Annotated in this window: 12 protein-coding genes; 11 read left to right on the forward strand and 1 reads right to left on the reverse strand. The window is 23.1% G+C overall.

Annotated elements, in window-relative coordinates:
• The first annotated feature begins 138 nt into the window (after nt 1-138).
• The 4 genes from rpsB (at nt 139) to topA (ending at nt 4406) form a co-directional block, all read left to right on the forward strand.
• Nucleotides 139-1011, forward strand: coding sequence for a 30S ribosomal protein S2 (gene rpsB, locus ACXX86_RS00865; RefSeq protein WP_436359119.1), 873 nt, complete (start codon nt 139-141; stop codon nt 1009-1011).
• A 3-nt stretch (nt 1012-1014) separates the two neighbouring features.
• The gene (gene tsf, locus ACXX86_RS00870) at nt 1015-1923 is read left to right on the forward strand and encodes a translation elongation factor Ts (RefSeq protein ID WP_458557557.1); all 909 of its coding nucleotides are present in this window, start codon (nt 1015-1017) and stop codon (nt 1921-1923) included.
• A 75-nt stretch (nt 1924-1998) separates the two neighbouring features.
• The gene (hpt, locus tag ACXX86_RS00875) at nt 1999-2550 is read left to right on the forward strand and encodes a hypoxanthine phosphoribosyltransferase (RefSeq protein WP_436359121.1); all 552 of its coding nucleotides are present in this window, start codon (nt 1999-2001) and stop codon (nt 2548-2550) included.
• 23 nt (nt 2551-2573) lie between these two features.
• Nucleotides 2574-4406 carry a type I DNA topoisomerase gene (topA, locus tag ACXX86_RS00880; RefSeq protein ID WP_436359122.1) on the forward strand — a complete coding sequence of 611 codons (1833 nt, stop codon included), beginning with the start codon at nt 2574-2576 and terminating at the stop codon, nt 4404-4406.
• 26 nt (nt 4407-4432) lie between these two features.
• Here topA and ACXX86_RS00885 read toward each other — a convergent pair whose 3' ends face one another.
• Nucleotides 4433-5446 carry a YhjD/YihY/BrkB family envelope integrity protein gene (locus tag ACXX86_RS00885; protein ID WP_436359123.1) on the reverse strand — a complete coding sequence of 338 codons (1014 nt, stop codon included), beginning with the start codon at nt 5444-5446 and terminating at the stop codon, nt 4433-4435.
• Nucleotides 5447-5559: 113 nt separating this feature from the next.
• On the opposite strand from ACXX86_RS00885, the gene ACXX86_RS00890 reads away from it, so the two are divergent.
• The 7 genes from ACXX86_RS00890 to ACXX86_RS00920 all read left to right on the forward strand — a co-directional run bounded on the left by ACXX86_RS00890 (nt 5560) and on the right by ACXX86_RS00920 (nt 17466).
• Complete coding sequence (locus tag ACXX86_RS00890; RefSeq protein ID WP_436359124.1) at nt 5560-6321, forward strand: DNA-processing protein DprA; 762 nt, start codon at nt 5560-5562, stop codon at nt 6319-6321.
• Complete coding sequence (locus ACXX86_RS00895) at nt 6315-6614, forward strand: Mbov_0395 family pilin-like conjugal transfer protein (protein ID WP_436359125.1); 300 nt, start codon at nt 6315-6317, stop codon at nt 6612-6614. Before ACXX86_RS00890 ends, ACXX86_RS00895 begins: the two co-directional genes overlap by 7 nt.
• Nucleotides 6614-7810, forward strand: a complete 1197-nt coding sequence (locus ACXX86_RS00900; RefSeq protein WP_458560956.1) for an Mbov_0396 family ICE element transmembrane protein — start codon at nt 6614-6616, stop codon at nt 7808-7810. Before ACXX86_RS00895 ends, ACXX86_RS00900 begins: the two co-directional genes overlap by 1 nt.
• A complete protein-coding gene (locus ACXX86_RS00905; protein WP_436359127.1) occupies nt 7797-10424 on the forward strand; it encodes an Mbov_0397 family ICE element conjugal transfer ATPase in 2628 nt (875 codons plus the stop codon). The genes ACXX86_RS00900 and ACXX86_RS00905 overlap by 14 nt, the downstream gene beginning before the upstream one ends.
• Nucleotides 10414-14388: an Mbov_0399 family ICE element protein gene (locus ACXX86_RS00910; protein WP_458560398.1), complete on the forward strand. Its 3975-nt coding sequence runs from the start codon at nt 10414-10416 to the stop codon at nt 14386-14388. Before ACXX86_RS00905 ends, ACXX86_RS00910 begins: the two co-directional genes overlap by 11 nt.
• Before the next feature lie 86 nt (nt 14389-14474).
• Nucleotides 14475-16538, forward strand: coding sequence for a PTS fructose transporter subunit IIABC (locus ACXX86_RS00915; protein ID WP_458560957.1), 2064 nt, complete (start codon nt 14475-14477; stop codon nt 16536-16538).
• A 1-nt stretch (nt 16539) separates the two neighbouring features.
• Nucleotides 16540-17466: a PfkB family carbohydrate kinase gene (locus tag ACXX86_RS00920; protein WP_436359132.1), complete on the forward strand. Its 927-nt coding sequence runs from the start codon at nt 16540-16542 to the stop codon at nt 17464-17466.
• The last annotated feature ends 75 nt before the right edge of the window (nt 17467-17541 follow it).

Below are 17541 nucleotides of genomic sequence, written 5' to 3' on the forward strand. Positions count from 1 at the left end.
ATTGAAAAAATTTGGTAAAATTTAATATATAAAATTTAAAAAATAAAAAAGCACTATAATGAATTCATTTGGGTGTGCTTGAGAAAAGTGCCAAATGTTCGAAATTATAGGAAGAATAACAAATAAAAAGAGGAAAAAATGTCAGAAAAAAAAGAAATGCATCACAATGCAAAAGAAACACATTCTCAATCAAATGAAAGAGAAATTGTTTCAAAACAAAAATTATTAGAAGCTGGAACTTATTTTGGTCACAAAGCTTCACAATGAAATCCTAAAATGAAACCATACATTCATACAAAAAAATTAGGAACACATATTATTGATATCTTAAAAACTCAAAGAGCTTTAGAATTTGCTTACAAATTAGTTTATAAAGCAGCACAAAAAGGAGCTTCATTTATTTTTGTTGGAACAAAAAGACAAGCTAAAAAAGCAGTTGAAGAGCAAGCTTTAAGAACAAATTCAATTTATGTTTCTGAAAGATGATTAGGTGGAACTATTACAAATAATAGAACTATTTTTTCAAGAGTTAGACAAATGGAAGACTTAGAAAAATTAGCAGAAACTAACTTTGAAGGTTACACTAAAAAAGAAGGAGTTTTAAAAACTAAAGAACTTCAAAAATTACACAAAAATCTTCAAGGGATTAGGGAGATGAAAAGACTTCCAGATGTAATGATTATTGCTGATCCTAAAAATGATTTAATTGCTATTAAAGAAGCAAAAAGAAAAGGAATTAAAGTTATTGGTATTTTAGATACAGACGCAGATCCAGAATGAGTAGATTTTGGAATTCCTGCAAACGACGATTCTGTAAAATCAATTACATTAATTTTAACAATTTTAGCAGATGCTATTGTTGCTGCTAAAAATGGAAAACAATTATTTGCATATCAAGAAGATGAAAAAGTTATTTTACCTGAAGATCCAGAAAAAGAAAAAAGAGAATTTCAAAGAAGAAATAACTTCAAAGAAAATGCAAATAAAGTAGAAAAAGTTGAAAAGGAGTAAATAATGGAAAAAGTTAATACAATGGCTCTTATAAAAGAGTTAAGAGAAAGAACAGATGCTCCTATGGTGGATTGTAAAAAAGCTTTAGAAGCTTCAAGTTGAAGTGTTGAAAAAGCAATTTTATGATTACAAGAAAACGGAAAAGCTAAAGCAGCTAAAAAAGCAGGAAGAATTGCTGCAGAAGGTTTAGTATCAGTAGCAACAAATGGAAAAGCTGCTGTAGTTTTTGAAGTAAATTCAGAAACAGACTTTGTTGCACAAAATAAGCAATTTATTGATTTAGTTAATAAAATAGGTCAAGTGCTTTTAAAAGGGGATTTTTCTTCTAATGAAGAAGCAACTCATTTAAAAGATGAAAACGGAAAAACAATTGAAGAGTTATGTGTTGATGCAACTGCAACAATTGGTGAAAAAATTGCTTTTAGAAGAGCTAAAAAATTATCTGCATCTGAATCACAAAGAATTGGTTCATACATTCATACAAACGGAAGAGTTGCATCATTAGTTTTAATTAACGGAGAAAATGAAGAAGCTGCTAAAAATGTTTCAATGCACGTTGCTGCTATGAATCCAGAGTATGCTCTTGTTTCACAAGTTCCAAGTTCTGAAGTTGATAAATTAACTAAAGAATTTACTTTAGAAATTGAAAATGATCCAAAAAATTCTAAAAAACCAGAGAACATTAAACAAATGATGATTAATGGTAAAGTTGAAAAAGAACTTGCTAAAATTGTTTTAGAATTACAAGAATTTGTAATGGACAGCAGTTTTAAAGTTAAATCATATTTAGATTCTAAAAAATCTTCTTTACTAGAAATAGTTCGTTTTGAAGTTGGGGAAGGTATTGAAAAACAAGAAACTGATTTTGCTGCTGAAGTAGCTGCACAAGTAGCTGAAGCAACAAAAAAATAATATTTTAAAAAATTAGGACAAAAATATTTCCTAATTTTTTATTAATAAATTTAAAAAAAGGATTTTATAAATAAAATGGAAATTGACAAAAGAATAAAAAAAGTGTTATACACAAGAGAACATCTTGAAAAAACAATAAAGGAATTAGCTAACTGAGTTAATGAAACATATAAAGAGTCCAAGGATTTAGTTATTATAGGTTTACTAAAAGGTTCATTACCTTTTCTTGCTCAATTAATTAAAGATATAAAAGTTGATCATATTATTGATTTTATGACTTTATCTTCATATGCAGGTGGGCAACAATCAACTGGATCTGTAAAAATAATTATGGATTTAGCTCATGATATTGTTGGGAAAGATGTTCTAATTACAGAAGATATCATTGATTCAGGGATAACAATTGAAAAAGTTGTGGAATTATTAAAAGCTAAAAAACCAAAAAGTTTAAGAGTTTTAACTTTATTGAATAAACCAAGCGGAAGACAAACAAATTATAATCCAGATAAATTCGGTATTGAAGTCCCTAATGAATTTTTAGTTGGTTTTGGATTGGATGTAAAGGAAAAAATGAGAAATTTACCATATATTGGAGTTTTTGATGAAAAAAGTTTTGATGATATGTAAATATTCTTATATAATTAAATAATATGAAAAAAATAGTAATTGTTGAGTCACCAAATAAAATTAAAACAATTCAAAAATATTTAGGAACTGATTATCAAGTTATGGCTTGTAATGGACATATTTTTGAAATGAAAACAAGCGGTATTTACGGTTTAGGAATCGATTTTGAAAATTGAGAACCTATTTATAAAGAAGATATAAAGAAAAAAACTATTATTAAAGAATTGAAAAAAGCTGCAAAAGAATCTGATGAAGTTTTAATCGCAACTGACCCGGATCGTGAAGGAGAAGCGATTGGATATAATTTAGTTGAAGCATTGAATATTGAAAATAAATATCAAAGAATTAAATATAATGAAATCACAGAAGAAGCTATAAAAAACGCTATTAATAAACCTTTAATGATTGATCAAAATTTAATTAATTCACAAAAATCAAGAAGAATGCTCGATAGAATAATTGGTTTTAGATTATCCAACTTATTAACAAGAAAAATTCAAAATGCAAGAACAAACCCTTCAGCAGGAAGAGTTCAATCCATTGCACTTAAATTAGTTGTAGATCGTGAAGAAGAAATCAAAAAATTTATTCCAACTAAATACCACACAATAAAAGCAACATCAGATAATAATTTAGAGTTTAGTTTCTTTTATAAGGACAAGAAAGAATTTGAAAATTCTGAATGAATTAGTAATTTTAACATTAATAAAATAATGTCAGAATTAAAAGGTGATTTAGTTGTTAAAAATATAAAAATAACAAGAAAAGCAGATGCTAAAATTACACCTTTAAAACAATCTACTTTGTTTAAAAAAGCAGGTATGTCTTCTAAGTTAGTAACAAAAGTTTTACAAGAACTTTATGAAGGTATTGATGAAAGTGGTGGATTAATTTCTTATCCAAGAACAGATTCAACTAGATTAAGTCAAACATTTATAAATAACGCTAAAAGTTATGTAGAGAAAAAATACGGAAAAAACTATGTTTCTAATACTGTAAAAGGGATTTCTGGAGATCAAGATGCCCACGAAGCCATTAGACCTACAGATTGAACATTAACACCTGATATGGCTAAAGTTAAATTTAATTTAAATGATTCACAATATAAAATTTATAATTTAATTTATAACATTTCTTTACAAGCTGTTATGGAAACACCTATTAGAGAAATCGTTCGTTATGAATTCGAAAATAACGGACACTGATTTAAATTAAGTTCTTCCAAAGTAGTTTTTGATGGATATTTTTCTTTAATAGGTCGTGATAAAGATGATTTTATCCCTGATTTTAAGAAAGGTGAAATTGTAAAAGTTAACGAATACATTCCTTCTGAAAATCAAACAAACCCACCAAGCAGATATAATGAAGGTTCTTTAATTGAAGCTATGGATGAAATTAAAGTAGGAAGACCATCCACCTTTTCATCAACAGTTTCTGTTTTAAAAGATAGATTTTATGTTGAATCTAAAAATAATGCATTAATACCTACGGATTTTGGTTATGCTGCTTTAGAAGTTTTAAAAGATTCAGTTCCTAAAATTATTCAAGAAAAATACACTTCTTCTATTGAAGAAGAATTAAATGAAATTGCAGAAGGTAAAGAAGATTACAAATCTTTTATGAATACTTTCTGAAATGATTTTCAAGAAAAAATGGCTGATTCAGAACAAAATAATAAAAAAGTGCAAATTCCACTGGAATATACAGGGGAAAATTGTCCTGAGAATGAAGCACCTTTAATTTATCGTTATAATAAGAAAAACGGTCAAAGATTTATTGGATGTTCTTCATTTCCTGAATGTAAATTTATGAAACCTGATCCAGACGCTAAAAAGGTTTTTAGACGTAAAAAATAAACAAAAACACAGAATTTTTCTGTGTTTTATATTTTTGTTTTTTGAAATTTATATTTATGTTTAGTAATTTGACTAAATAAACTCTTATAAAATGCTTCGTTTATTATAACTCCAAAATATAACAAGTATGAAATATATAAACAAAATGTAGAAAGATATAAAAAAGTAGCTAATGTTCCAAACTTATCATAATTAATAAATTTTGCTGATGCTAGAAAACCAAAAATAATTGAAAATAAAGTTGAAGATAATGCACTAATAAAAGTTCCTGGCAAAATTTGTTTAAAGCTAATTTTAAATACAGGGCTTATTTTTAAAGTAATTAATCATGTAATATAAAAAAACATAAATAAAAATATAATTGAAATTAAATAAAAAGACAAATCATATAATCAAATTTCTTCAATTTTACTTTTTAATGAAATAAAAATTAAAGAAGAAACACTTAAAAATAAAGATAAAATTGTTGAAATTATTATTACAATTAATATTCCTTTTAAACGATTTAAAAAGATATTTCCCGTATTTTTGTGATTATAAATAACAGATTGACTAGATATAAATTTTGCATAACCTGATGACGCAATTCAAAGCGATGAAATTAATAATAAAATAAAAGTAGTTGTTTCTCAAGTTGTGCTTGAAAAAATATTAAGTGTTTTTGGAATTGAATTATTAATTCCTGGAATATAACGATTTAAAATTTGTTCTAATAAAAAATCTTTGAGATTTTCTAAATTATTTGAAAATCAACCAAAATTAATAGAAGAAATAATTGAAAAACTAATAATAAGAATAGGTATAAAGGAAACAAAAAGATAAAAAGCAAATCCAGGTGGTAAAAAAGCAAATTCCACAGAAGCTAACTTATTAATACTTCTAGACACTAGAGTTTTAACTTCATCTTTTCTAGTTTTTCAAGTTTTAGGTCTTATAGATATTTTTAATATTATTAAAATAAAGAAATTTAAAAGTCTTTTTATCAAAAATTTATTTTTCTTTTTTATTAATTTGTCTTTAAATCAATTATTGTTTTTCATTGCTAAATTATACTATTTAGTCTTATAAATTTATGAAAAATTGCTCTTTTTTCCTAAATTAGTTTTTTTTATTATTTTTTATTAAAAAAAAGAAAATTTAAATGGAGGGAAAAATGAATAATATATTAATTTATTTTGCAATAAAATACTCAGGAAATTTTATGGAAATTTATAATGCTTTAAAAACATTAGAAAAAGTACCAGAAGAAGAACTGGAAAAAATAGATGATTTGGTCAAAAGTAAAGAAATAAAAGCAATTACTATAATGGATGAAGAATATCCTGAATCTTTTAAAATATTAACAAATCCACCTTTTGTTATATTTTATGAAGGAAATATAGAACTTTTAAAAAGAGAATGAAAAATGACTTTAACAGGTGATTTTCATAATGAAAAAATAGATGAATTTCTTAATCAATCATTACCAGAGGTTATAAAAAGACATACATTAGTAACTTGTTATTATAAAAACTTAGACATGAAAATCAATGATTTTTATAAACTAAAACAAGGTGAAACTATTTATATTTCAGCAAATGGGTTAAATAATCCTTATTTTGCCAACAAAGTGGATTTGGATGAAAAGACTTTAATTATTTCTGAATATCCAAATAATGTCAATATTTCAAAAAATAAATTGAGAAACAGAAATAGACTGGTTGCAGCATTGAGTGATGCACTTATAATTTATTCTTCAAAAACTAAAAGTGGAATAATGAATTTGGTTAGCAATTTTCTTAATGTCGGAAAAGAAGTTTACTGTTTTCCTGGTGACTTTAGCGAAGAAGATGGAAACTCTAGTTTAATAAAACAAGGGGCTAATTTAATAACTTCTGTAAAGGATGTCTATGAATTTAAGGAGAAAGAATGTTAAAGTTATTTGCTAGCGATAGTGGTGAAGTAATAATTAACGAAATTGCTGAAAAAACAAGTTCAATTGGTTATATTGTTTTATCTGCATTTGCAGGACTTGTAGGTTTTTTATTGATGATTGCAGCGATTTATACTGGTATAAAAATCGTTTATTCTATTGGTGAAAAAAGAAAAGCTAATATTGTACATTTTTTTATAATTTTAGTTATTTTTGTAGTTATAATCATAATTTTCGCTATTGGTGTAAATTTTGCAGTTGATATAAGTAAAAAAGCAGCTTCTGGAATATCATAATGCTAGATGTAGTTGATAGAATTTTTTATTCTATTTTTTCATTTTTTTGGTTTGTTTTCATAACAATACCTTTTAAATTTTTATCTGTAATTACACAAGTTTTTAATTTTTTAAGCACGCCTTTAATTAATCTTTTATTTTTTGGCAAAGCTGCAGAGCAATTAAAGTATAGTGAGATTAAAATACCTATTGTTTTTAGTGCTTTTTTGATAATTAACAGCATTGTATTTATAGGAATTTTTATATCTGTTATTATTAAATTGTCATTCTCAAAGAAAAACGATAAAAATGTGAAAATTCTTAATCTTTTTAAGAATATAATACCTTCAATTTTATTAGTTTTTCTTATTCCACTTTTAAGTTTTATTGTTATTAATATATTTAATAGTATATTTAATATTTTGATTATAAGTTTTAATAGTAAAACTAATATAGCTAACAATATATTTTTAGCACTAAAACCAGAAGATATACAGGAAAGCATTTGAACAAAATTGACAAATAATAATTCTTATTCAGTTATTGATTTTGAAACTTATAAAAATCTTTCTGTTTCATCTTCACAATTGCTATTTTTTCCTGCAATAGTAGGTATTTCGTTAATAATTATTTTTATAAAAAGTGGTATAAATTTAGCTAATAAAACATTTCAATATTTCTTTTTATTTTTAATTTCTCCGTTTATCTTTTCAACAATTTTAATGGATGAAGGTAAGAAATTTTTATATTGAAAAAGAAGTTTCTTTTCAAAACTTATTTCTATTTTTGTTTATTTAGTGATTCTGAATATTTTTTCTTTTTATGCTATTTCTATAAATTCATGAATAACTGAAGTTAATAGTTTAAATTATTTTAGCAAAATGTTTATTTTAACTATTTTGTTAATAGGAGGTGCTATTTCTTGTAATAAGTTTTTAAAATATATTTCAATTTTAACAAATCAAGAATATAAAATAAAAGAAAATATAAAGGAAACTAATAGTGTTTTAAAAGAAATCAAAAATTTTATAAAAAATAAAGAAATAATTAAAAGTCAAAATGCAAATCTTAAAAATAATAAAACAGAGTTAACTAAATTTATTTCCATTGAAGAACTAAATTCAAAAAAAATATCTCTACAATTAGATGATATACATTTGAATAAAACATATAACGATATAACCACTAATTTGAAAGGAAAAAATGCTTCAACCTAAAAGTATCAAAAAAAATAAAATATTGATAGCAAGAAATTTTTATTTATCTGATTTAATATTTCTTTTTTCTGAAATTATAATTTCTTTTTTTATAGGTTGATATTCTGTTCCAGATATTTTAAAATATAAAAAAATAATTTCAATTTCTATTATTTTTGTTTTATCATTGCTTTTTGCTTCTTTATTAATTTATATTCCATCACATAATGCAAGAATTTGAGTTATTCTATGAAGAATTATAATGTTTTGGACAGAAAATAAGAATTTTAGTAAAAGTTCTAAAAAAACAAACACAAATTTTTTTGTAAATTTAGATGATATAAATGATGATGGTCAAATTAAACTTAAAAATTTAATAGAAAATAAATATAAGTTTATATCAGTCATAAAATTTGATGGTTTGAATATTTGAACAAGAAACACTGAAGAAAAGAAATATTTTTTAGATCAGTTTGTTAGTTTTTTTAACACAAGAGAAGAAAAAATTTCTTTTTTAAAAGCAAGAAAAAATATAAATTTTTCTATAAATATTGATGAAGAAAAAGATTTTAAATTTGTAAATCAAGAAGTAAATTCATATATTGATAATTGTAAAGAAGATATAAAAAACCTTCAGAATTTTGAATTTGAAGATGAATATTTTCTTATTATATTTTCTTCAAAAAAAGAAAGTATAAATGAAGAATTAAAATATATTAAAGACTTTTTTGATAAACAAGAAATATCTAATAATACACTAAATAAAGAAAATGTTATAAAATTTTTATTTTCTTTTTTTAATCCTTTTGAAAATCTTTTAAATGATTTTTATGAAATTAATAGTAAAGAAAAATTAATTGATTTGTTAAAACCTAAAAAATTAGTTTTTAAGAAAAATCATTTTTCTGTTAACTCTTTTCAAGGTAAAATTAGCACCATTAATGATTTAGCATTAAATTTAAATGTAGGATGAGCTGAAACATTTTTCAATTCTAATAATTCTTGAATTATTTGACATTTATCACCTATAGCTTCCGAAGATTATGAAAAAATAATAAACGCTGCTAATAATAAAGTGCTTACCAGTATGGCATTTAATAAAAAATCTCAATATAGAAGCAAAAAAGAGTTAAAAAATATTGAAGCACTTGATGAATTATCTTATCTTTTAAATGTGGAAAATTATAAGTTATTTAAGACATCAATGCTTTTTTTAAATATTAATAAAAATTTAAGTGAATTAAAAAATGATGTAAATTTAGTTTTAAATAATTCAATAAAAAAGGAGAAATCAATAATGAATAAATTAAATTTTAGACAAATAGATGCATATAAAACCTTTTCTTTTTTAAATAATGATCAATTAAAAGAAAATATAGAAATGGTTTCAAGAAATATTGCTTATGCTTGACCGTTTACATTTGAAAAAAATATTGATAAAAATTCGTTTCTACTTGGAAAAAATAAAAAGCAATCTATAATTTGAGATATTTGAAAAAGAAATTTTAATCATACAAATTCAAATTGTATTTTTTTCGGTACTTCTGGTAGTGGTAAAACTACTACAATAAAAAAGATTATTTTAGATAATTATCTCAAAAATAATAGTTCAGTTATAATAATTGATCCACAAAGAGAATATCAAAATTTTAAAAATATGTTTCCCATTAGTTGACTTGATTTAGGTACAGGAAAAACAACTATAAATCCTTTACAAATGTTTGTTATAGATTATAAAAATATAGAAAGATCTATAACAAATCAAATAGTATTTTTTATAAATTGAATTAAAATATTATATCCAAATTTAACAGAAGAAAAAGAATACATACTTATAAAAGCGTTAAAAGAAATTTATAATAATTTAAATTTAAAAGATGATATAGTGAATTTCCCTATAATTAGTGATTTAATAATTAAAGTTAAGGAAATAAATTTTGATAAAAATTATAAAGAAATATATGAAAAAGAAAGGATAAAATTGCTAGAATGATTAAAAATTAATTTTGAAAATAGTGGAATTTATTCATCTAATTATAATGGTAAAACTAATTTGGATTTAAATTCAGATTTTATTATTATAGATGTAAAGACATTTACAGAAAATTCTACAAAAGAAAATTCCAATGCTTTTTTCTTTATGATTTTAAATTTAATTCAAACAAAAATAAACGATAATTTTTATAAAAATAAAAGAAAAAGTTTAGTTATTTTTGATGAAGTTCATAAATTTTTAGACCACAAAAACTTGCAAACATTAGACTTTATTTTTGATACTGCTAAAACCATAAGAAAATTTAAAGGTTCACTTATTTTATCTACACAAAATCCATCTGACTTTTCATTAAATGAAAATATGAGAAATAAAACTAATGGAATATTAAAAAATATTCAATATAAATTCTTATTCAATTTACCTGGTGACGATATAAAAATAATTAATTCTTTATTTAATCCTTTTTCAAAAAATGAAAATTTTAATTTAATAAATGAATTTGATACTAACTTCTTATTAAATGCAAGAAAAGGAGAATCTTTACTTGTATCTTCTTTGAAAAAGAAAGTATATTTTAGAGTTTATTATAACGAAATAGAGAAAAATATGCTAATTAATATGGAGAATAATGAAAATTAATAATTTTTTATTAACAACTGTTCCGTTTATACCTTTTATGATGTCATCAATGGAATTGAATGAACAAAACATTAGGGATAATTCAAAAACTAATCATAATTTTAATGAAAGATTTGTAACTGAATTTGAGTTTTCACCTAATTTAAGAGATTTATTAACTTATAGTGAATGAATAAGATCTTTCAATGAAATAAATTCAAATAAAAAACCATTTACTGTTTTTTATGATAGTTATAATTGAAATAGAAAATATGCTCAACATGAATACACAAATAAAAAAGGTGGTTTTGGATTATGAAGTTGAGTAAATTACTTAAATCCCAAATGATATGGAGCTAATATAAATATAGCTTCTGGTTTAGAAGGGTGAACATATCAAAATTTTAATTTTCAAAGAACGGAATTTATAGGATCTAAATTAGCTCCAAATGGTTTAAATCATGATGATGGTTCTTTTGCAATTCACAATTCTTATATTAGATATAATATTTTAAATAATCAACATAAACAGTTATATTTTTACTTTGGATTAGATAAGCAAAATGAAAATTTTCCTGATTTACAATTTTCTACAAGTGGTTCTAATGGTTTGAATATCAGTAAGTATGTTTTTGGCAAGTTAAATGAAAAAGTTGACGAATATAAAGAACGTTTTTCAACAAATAATAAAGAAATAAAAAGTTTTTTTATGGATAATTTAAAAGTAGAATTACAATTTTATTTAACCAATGGACAATTTAATGGCAATAATATAGATAATATTCATGTTAGATTAACAAATTTTAAAGTTAAATTATCTTTTAATTTTCACATTAATTATGATTTATTGAATGTAGACCATTATGAAACTTTAAAAAGTTTAAATATTATAAAAAATAGATTTTTTTCTAATTTTTTAACTAATAATTACTTAGAAATTAATACAGATACAGGTGCATCTAATGGTCTTTATACAGAAAAAAGAAGTAGTTCATTAAAAACAAATATTGAGTATTTAGAAGAAAAAATTAGAAAATTTAAAAGTAGTTATAATGATGTAAAGTTTGCAAACGATATCAATCTTCAATATAGAACAGTTAGAAAATCAAATATAGAAACTATCAATTTTTCTTTAAGATATAGAAATAAAATCACAAATTCAGAAAATATATTGAATTTAACTGAAAATACAACAATAAAATATAAAGAAACTGAAATTTTTAGAAGTCAACTTATGAAAGATAGACTAGTTATAGTTCCTGGTAAATATTTAGATATAACTAATTATAATTCATTAGAGTTGATAAATGATTCAAGAACTAGAAAAGCAAATGATAAAAATATAACTGAAACTTATGGTGGTCATTGAGTTTATAATACTCCAGTTAAAATAAATTTTAAAACCTTACCACAAGAAAATGAAATTCTTTACATTAACGATAGAAAGATAGATGTAATAAACAGAGATTTCTTCTATGACTTAAATTTTAACTACAAAGAATCTACAAATGCGGTCTATAAAATAGATTTGGTGAAATATGATAAAAGTGATATAAATAAAGAAAATAAAAATGAAATCTTCAGATGAACCGCTATTATTGAAATAGAAAATAACAATTTAGATTTAAAATTAAGGTGATTTGCTTGAGATCCAGCAAATAATAAAAATCAAAGAGATTTAATAGAACCTTTTTTAAAGGATTCAAACAATAATTTTATTTTAAATAACGATGGTTCAAAAAAGAAAAACCCATTTTATGACCCATTAATAGATAAAGAAACCGGAACTAAAAAACAGTTAGTTTGAGTTGATTATTCCAATAATTCAAATTTATTGCCTTATGAAACAATTTTTCTTCAAGATCCTATTGACAGTTTAGGAAAAATAAGAAATAAAAATTTTGAAAAAATAGGTTTTATTGCTGAAGCTGTTGTAATAGAAAAAGGGGTAAATTTAAAGGTAAATGATTCAACATCATCAAATAAAAGATTTAAAATTTACAATCAAAATAATGAATTTAATTTGATTGATGATAATGAAAATAACCATAATGGAACACCGATAAAAATAAGCGAAAATGAAAATAATTATTTTTCAAGTTCTGGAATTTGATTGTTTACATCAAAATTGCCAAAAGGATTAACAAATTATAAAATAGCACTAATTGGCAATAAAAAAAGTAATAACAATTTCACTTCAATTTTTGTAAATTCCAAGATTTCAAACTTTTTTGATACATTATATGGAAAACATTTATCTATTTATTTAAAAAATAAATATAAATTTAATGAAGAAACTATAAAAAATATAAATTATGAAAAAATAATAAAGTACTGACAAGAATATGTGAGCAGTTCCATAAATGGTTATTTTCAAAATACAATTTTAGAAAATACCATTGAAATAAATCCTTTAATTAACGAGGAAGGAATTAAACTTCAAGCTAAGTCAATAAATGAAAAAGACTTTGAAAGCAACAAAAATTTTTTTAATGAAAACATTTTGGATTTTGAAAACAAAGATAAAACCATATGAAAAATTGAACAATTAAAAACTAATAAAAATATTATTAAAATAAGTTTTGATATAAAAGAAGAAGTTTCCAATTCTGATTTTGTTATAAATAATAAATATTTTTACATTCCTGTTTCTTGAAGAACTGATTATTTACAAGAAATTGAGCATTTAAATAGTGCTGATAAAACTGAAATTATACCTTCTATAGATAAAGAATATATATCTAAAAATTTTTCTTTAGAACAGGAGTTAAATGCTAATTCTGAATGGTTCAATTTTGAAAATAAAGACAAAGTGAGTTATTTTATTGAAAAACTGGATGACAAATTAATTTTTAATTTTGAAGTTATTCACCATTTTCAAGAGCAATATTTTATAAAAAAAGAAAACTCCAGTATCGTTTATAAAATAAAAAGTAACACTAATTTTAAATTAGTTAAAAAGATGTTTAATAATTTTTCATCCAATAGTATTAATTTAGGAAATGAAACAAATAGTGAAAAAATTTTAGAAAAAATTAAAAATTTTTTAGCAGAAAATATCTCAAATAATTTTAATTATAATGAAGATTATTTCATTGAAAACGAAACTGAAAAAGTAGAAGAAATAATTAATTTAGCAAATAGAAATAAAGAAGATTTTATATATTTAAAAATAAAATCTAATCATAGTGATGAAAATAAAATAATAACTATATTCAATTTTGAAAATAAAACAAGAAAAATAAAGGAAATTTTGGATTTAAGCACTATAAAAATGGAAGATTTGATACTAAAATCTATTGATGAAATAGAGATTAAAAATAAAATAATTTCTTACATAAATACTTATTTTATTAATAATAATATTTCTTTTCCTAATGAATTAGAAATTGAATATTTTGATGAAAAAATTTTATCTTTAATTGCTCATAGAAACAAATTCATTTTTTTCAAAATAAAAGGAAAATATGACAATATAGTTAATTTTTCGACACTCAAAGTAAAAATAGAAAATATAGAAAATCAAAAATTAATTGATTTGAGTAATTATAAAATTCCTGAATTAAAGACTGAATTAGGAAATTATTTTGAGTTAAAAAATAAAATAATTAATTATATTAAAGATTATTTTAATGAATTTTTGTTTAATTATGAAAGTGATTATTTTATTTTAGATATAGAAAATAAAGAAAAAATAGAGAAATTGGTATCAAAAAGCGGTAGTAATATTTTGAATTTTGAAATAATTCCCAATTTAAATAATAAAGAAAACAAATTGGTTGGTAAAACAAGATTTTATGTCATAAATTTTTTGTCAAAAGAAAAGTTTAAAAACATAAAAGAAACTTTTAACAAAGAACAGAAAAATAATAAATCAAAAAAATTTAACTTTCTTTGATTAATACCTATTTTTGCTTTTTTAACCACTTCATCCACGTTAATAGGTATTAAATTTTATAAAAAATTCTTTAAATATAGAAAATAATTTGATATAACCATTATTTTTTTATATCATAATATGTTTCTTTATTTGGTATAATTAAATTCAAATTATACAAAGAAAGGAAAATTATGAAAATAAAAGATTTATTTAAAAATAAAGATACTATTTATTTAAATAAAGAATTTAGTTCTAAAAAAGAAGTTTTAAATTTCTTTTCTAAAGAACTTTATTCTAAAAAATACAGTGATAATCAAGAAACTGTTTTTAATTTATTTTTAAAAAGAGAAGAACAAGATTCAACTGGTATAGGTGACTATATTGCAGTTCCACATATGAGTGATGATTGTATTAAGGAATCAACTTTATTATTTGCAAGAGTTAATAATTTAGATTGAAATTCCATAGATGGAAAACCTGTTAAATACATTTTTGCTATGGCTTTTTCTAATCAACAAAGAGAAAATTCTCATTTAGATATAATGTCAAAATTAGCAAAATTTTTAACCAAACCTGATTTTATTGAATCTTTAGAAAAAATTCAAACAGTAGATGATTTTATGTTATTAATTGAAAAATATGAGCAAGAAAATGATAAAAATACAAATAATAACAATTTAAATCAAACATATGATATAGTTGCTGTAACCGCTTGTCCAACAGGAATTGCTCATACTTATTTAGCCGAGCAAAAATTAATTGAACAGGCTAAAAAAATGAATCTTTCAATAAAGGTAGAAACACAAGGTGCAGATGGAATAAAAAATCCTTTATCAAGTGCTGAAATCGAAAAAGCAAAAGGTGTAATTTTAGCTGTTGATAGAGAAATAGAAAAAGAAAAATTTGCCAACTGTTCTAATGTTATTGAAATTTCAACTCAAAAGGCAATACATAAACCAGAAGAACAAATTCAAAAAATTTTAGATAATAAAGGAACCAAAATTAAATCTGTTTCTTCTGGAAATAAAACTGAAAACGTAGAAGGGGAATTAAGTTTTAGTGGTTTTGCTAAAAAAATGCATCGTTCCCTATTAACTGGTATTTCATATATGTTACCTTTTATAGTTTTTGGTGGAATTATTTTAGCTATTGGATTCATTATCGATTTAATAGTAGGTAAAGCATTAGGTGTTGATATTCAATCTAACGGATTTTTAGCATCATTTGGATTTAATAACGGTGTTGCTAATCTATTTTTCAAAATAGGTAAAGTATCACTTGGATTAGCGGTTCCTGTGCTTACAGCTTATATTTCTTTTGCTTTAGTAGGAAGACAAGGGTTATTACCTGGTTTTGTGATCGGGACAATAGCAAGTGGAGGATTATCAGATACATATTCATTCTTGTTACCATCAATTACTAACTCAGGAGTAAATAATGCTGATAAATTTTTAGGAACTGGGTCAGGTTTTGTTGGTGGAATACTTGGAGCATTTTTTGTAGGTGCAATGATAATTGTATTTTCTAAATATGTTTTTGGAAAACTTCCAAAACATTTACAAGGAATTAAAAATATTTTATTTATTCCTTTATTTGGAACAATTGTTATAGCTTTAGCATTTTGAGTTGTTAACATAGTATTAATTTATGTAAATTTAGGTTTAGTATTATTTTTACAATTAATGCAAAATAAACCTTATTTAGCATGATTACTAGGACTAATTCTTGGTTCAATGATGGCAATTGACTTAGGTGGACCAATTAATAAAGCTGCATACATTTTTGGTACATTAACAATTGTAAATGGTCAATCTTCAGTTTCTATGGCTGCAGTAATGGCGGCTGGTATGGTTCCTCCTTTAGGAATTTCATTATCAATGTTTATTAGTAAAAAATTATGAACTAAAGAAGAAATTGAAGCTGGAAGAATTTCTAACATAATTTTTGGTTTATCATTCATTTCAGAAGGAGCAATTCCTTATACTTCACAAAGACCAAAAATATTAGTACCTGCTAACATTGTGGGTGGAGCAGTTGCTGGTATAGTTTCTGCACTTCTTGGTGTTAATATTGTTGCACCACATGGTGGAATGTTTGTTGTCTTTTTAGCAAGAACACATCTATTTAATAGTTTTGGATTGCAAATTGGTTTAGGTATTGTATTTTGAATTTTAGCTATTTTACTTGGATCTTTTGCATCAGCATTAACAATAATTTTAATGCACAAATTTGCAAATAAAAAACAAGCTAAATAATATGAGTAAAAATATTTATACTTTAACACTTTCTCCATCAAAAGATTTGGTTATTGAAAACGCAACTTTTAATTTAAAAGAAGTAAATAGATATATTGATTCACACATTTTCCCAGGCGGAAAAGGAATAAATGCTTCAATTATTTTGAAAAGACACGATATCGATAATACAGCAATAAGTTTTTTTGATGCAGATACTTATAAAGAATTTAAAGAAATTTTTAATACTGAAAATATTAAATTAATAAATATAGATCACCCTAAAAAAACAAGACTAAATATAAAATTTTACGGAAAAAATACAGATTTTGAACTAAATGGACCTAAAACTAATTTGTCTTATGATTTAGTTGGAAAACTCAAAAAAGAATTAAATAAAATAACCAAAAATGATCTTCTTTTAATCATGGGACATAGCAATGAATTTATAACAGAAGAAATTATTGAAATTATTTATCAAAAAGGAATTAATTTTGTTTTAGACATTGATACAGAAAAAATGCAAACATATATTAAATACAATCCTTTTTTAATTAAACCTAATAAGGACGAGTTAGAAAGAAATTTCAATACAAAAATTTCTTCAGAAAAAGAATTAATAGAAATAATGAAAAAAATTCAAAACAATGGATGTCAAAATGTTATGGTTTCATTGGATAAAAATGGTTCATATTTATTAACTAAAGAAAAAGAAATTTATAAAGCATCAGTAATTGAGAAAATAAATGTTGTTTCCGCCACAGGAGCGGGAGACACAGTTATTTCTATGTTTGTTTCAAACTATTTTTTAAACTTAGAGAATGCTGAAAATTCTTTTCGTATAGCTAATGCAGCAGCAATGGGGACTGTTGCTTCTCAATGATTAGGAAATAAAAAATTAACAGAAAAATTTTTAAATAACGTAAAAATTGAGAAATTATCTTATTAAACACCATTTAAATTATGGTGTGCTTAATTGTAAGATCAAGTGCACCACTTTAAAGTAAAATTTAAAGTATGGGAC

Source organism: Mycoplasma sp. CB776 (assembly GCF_054343395.1).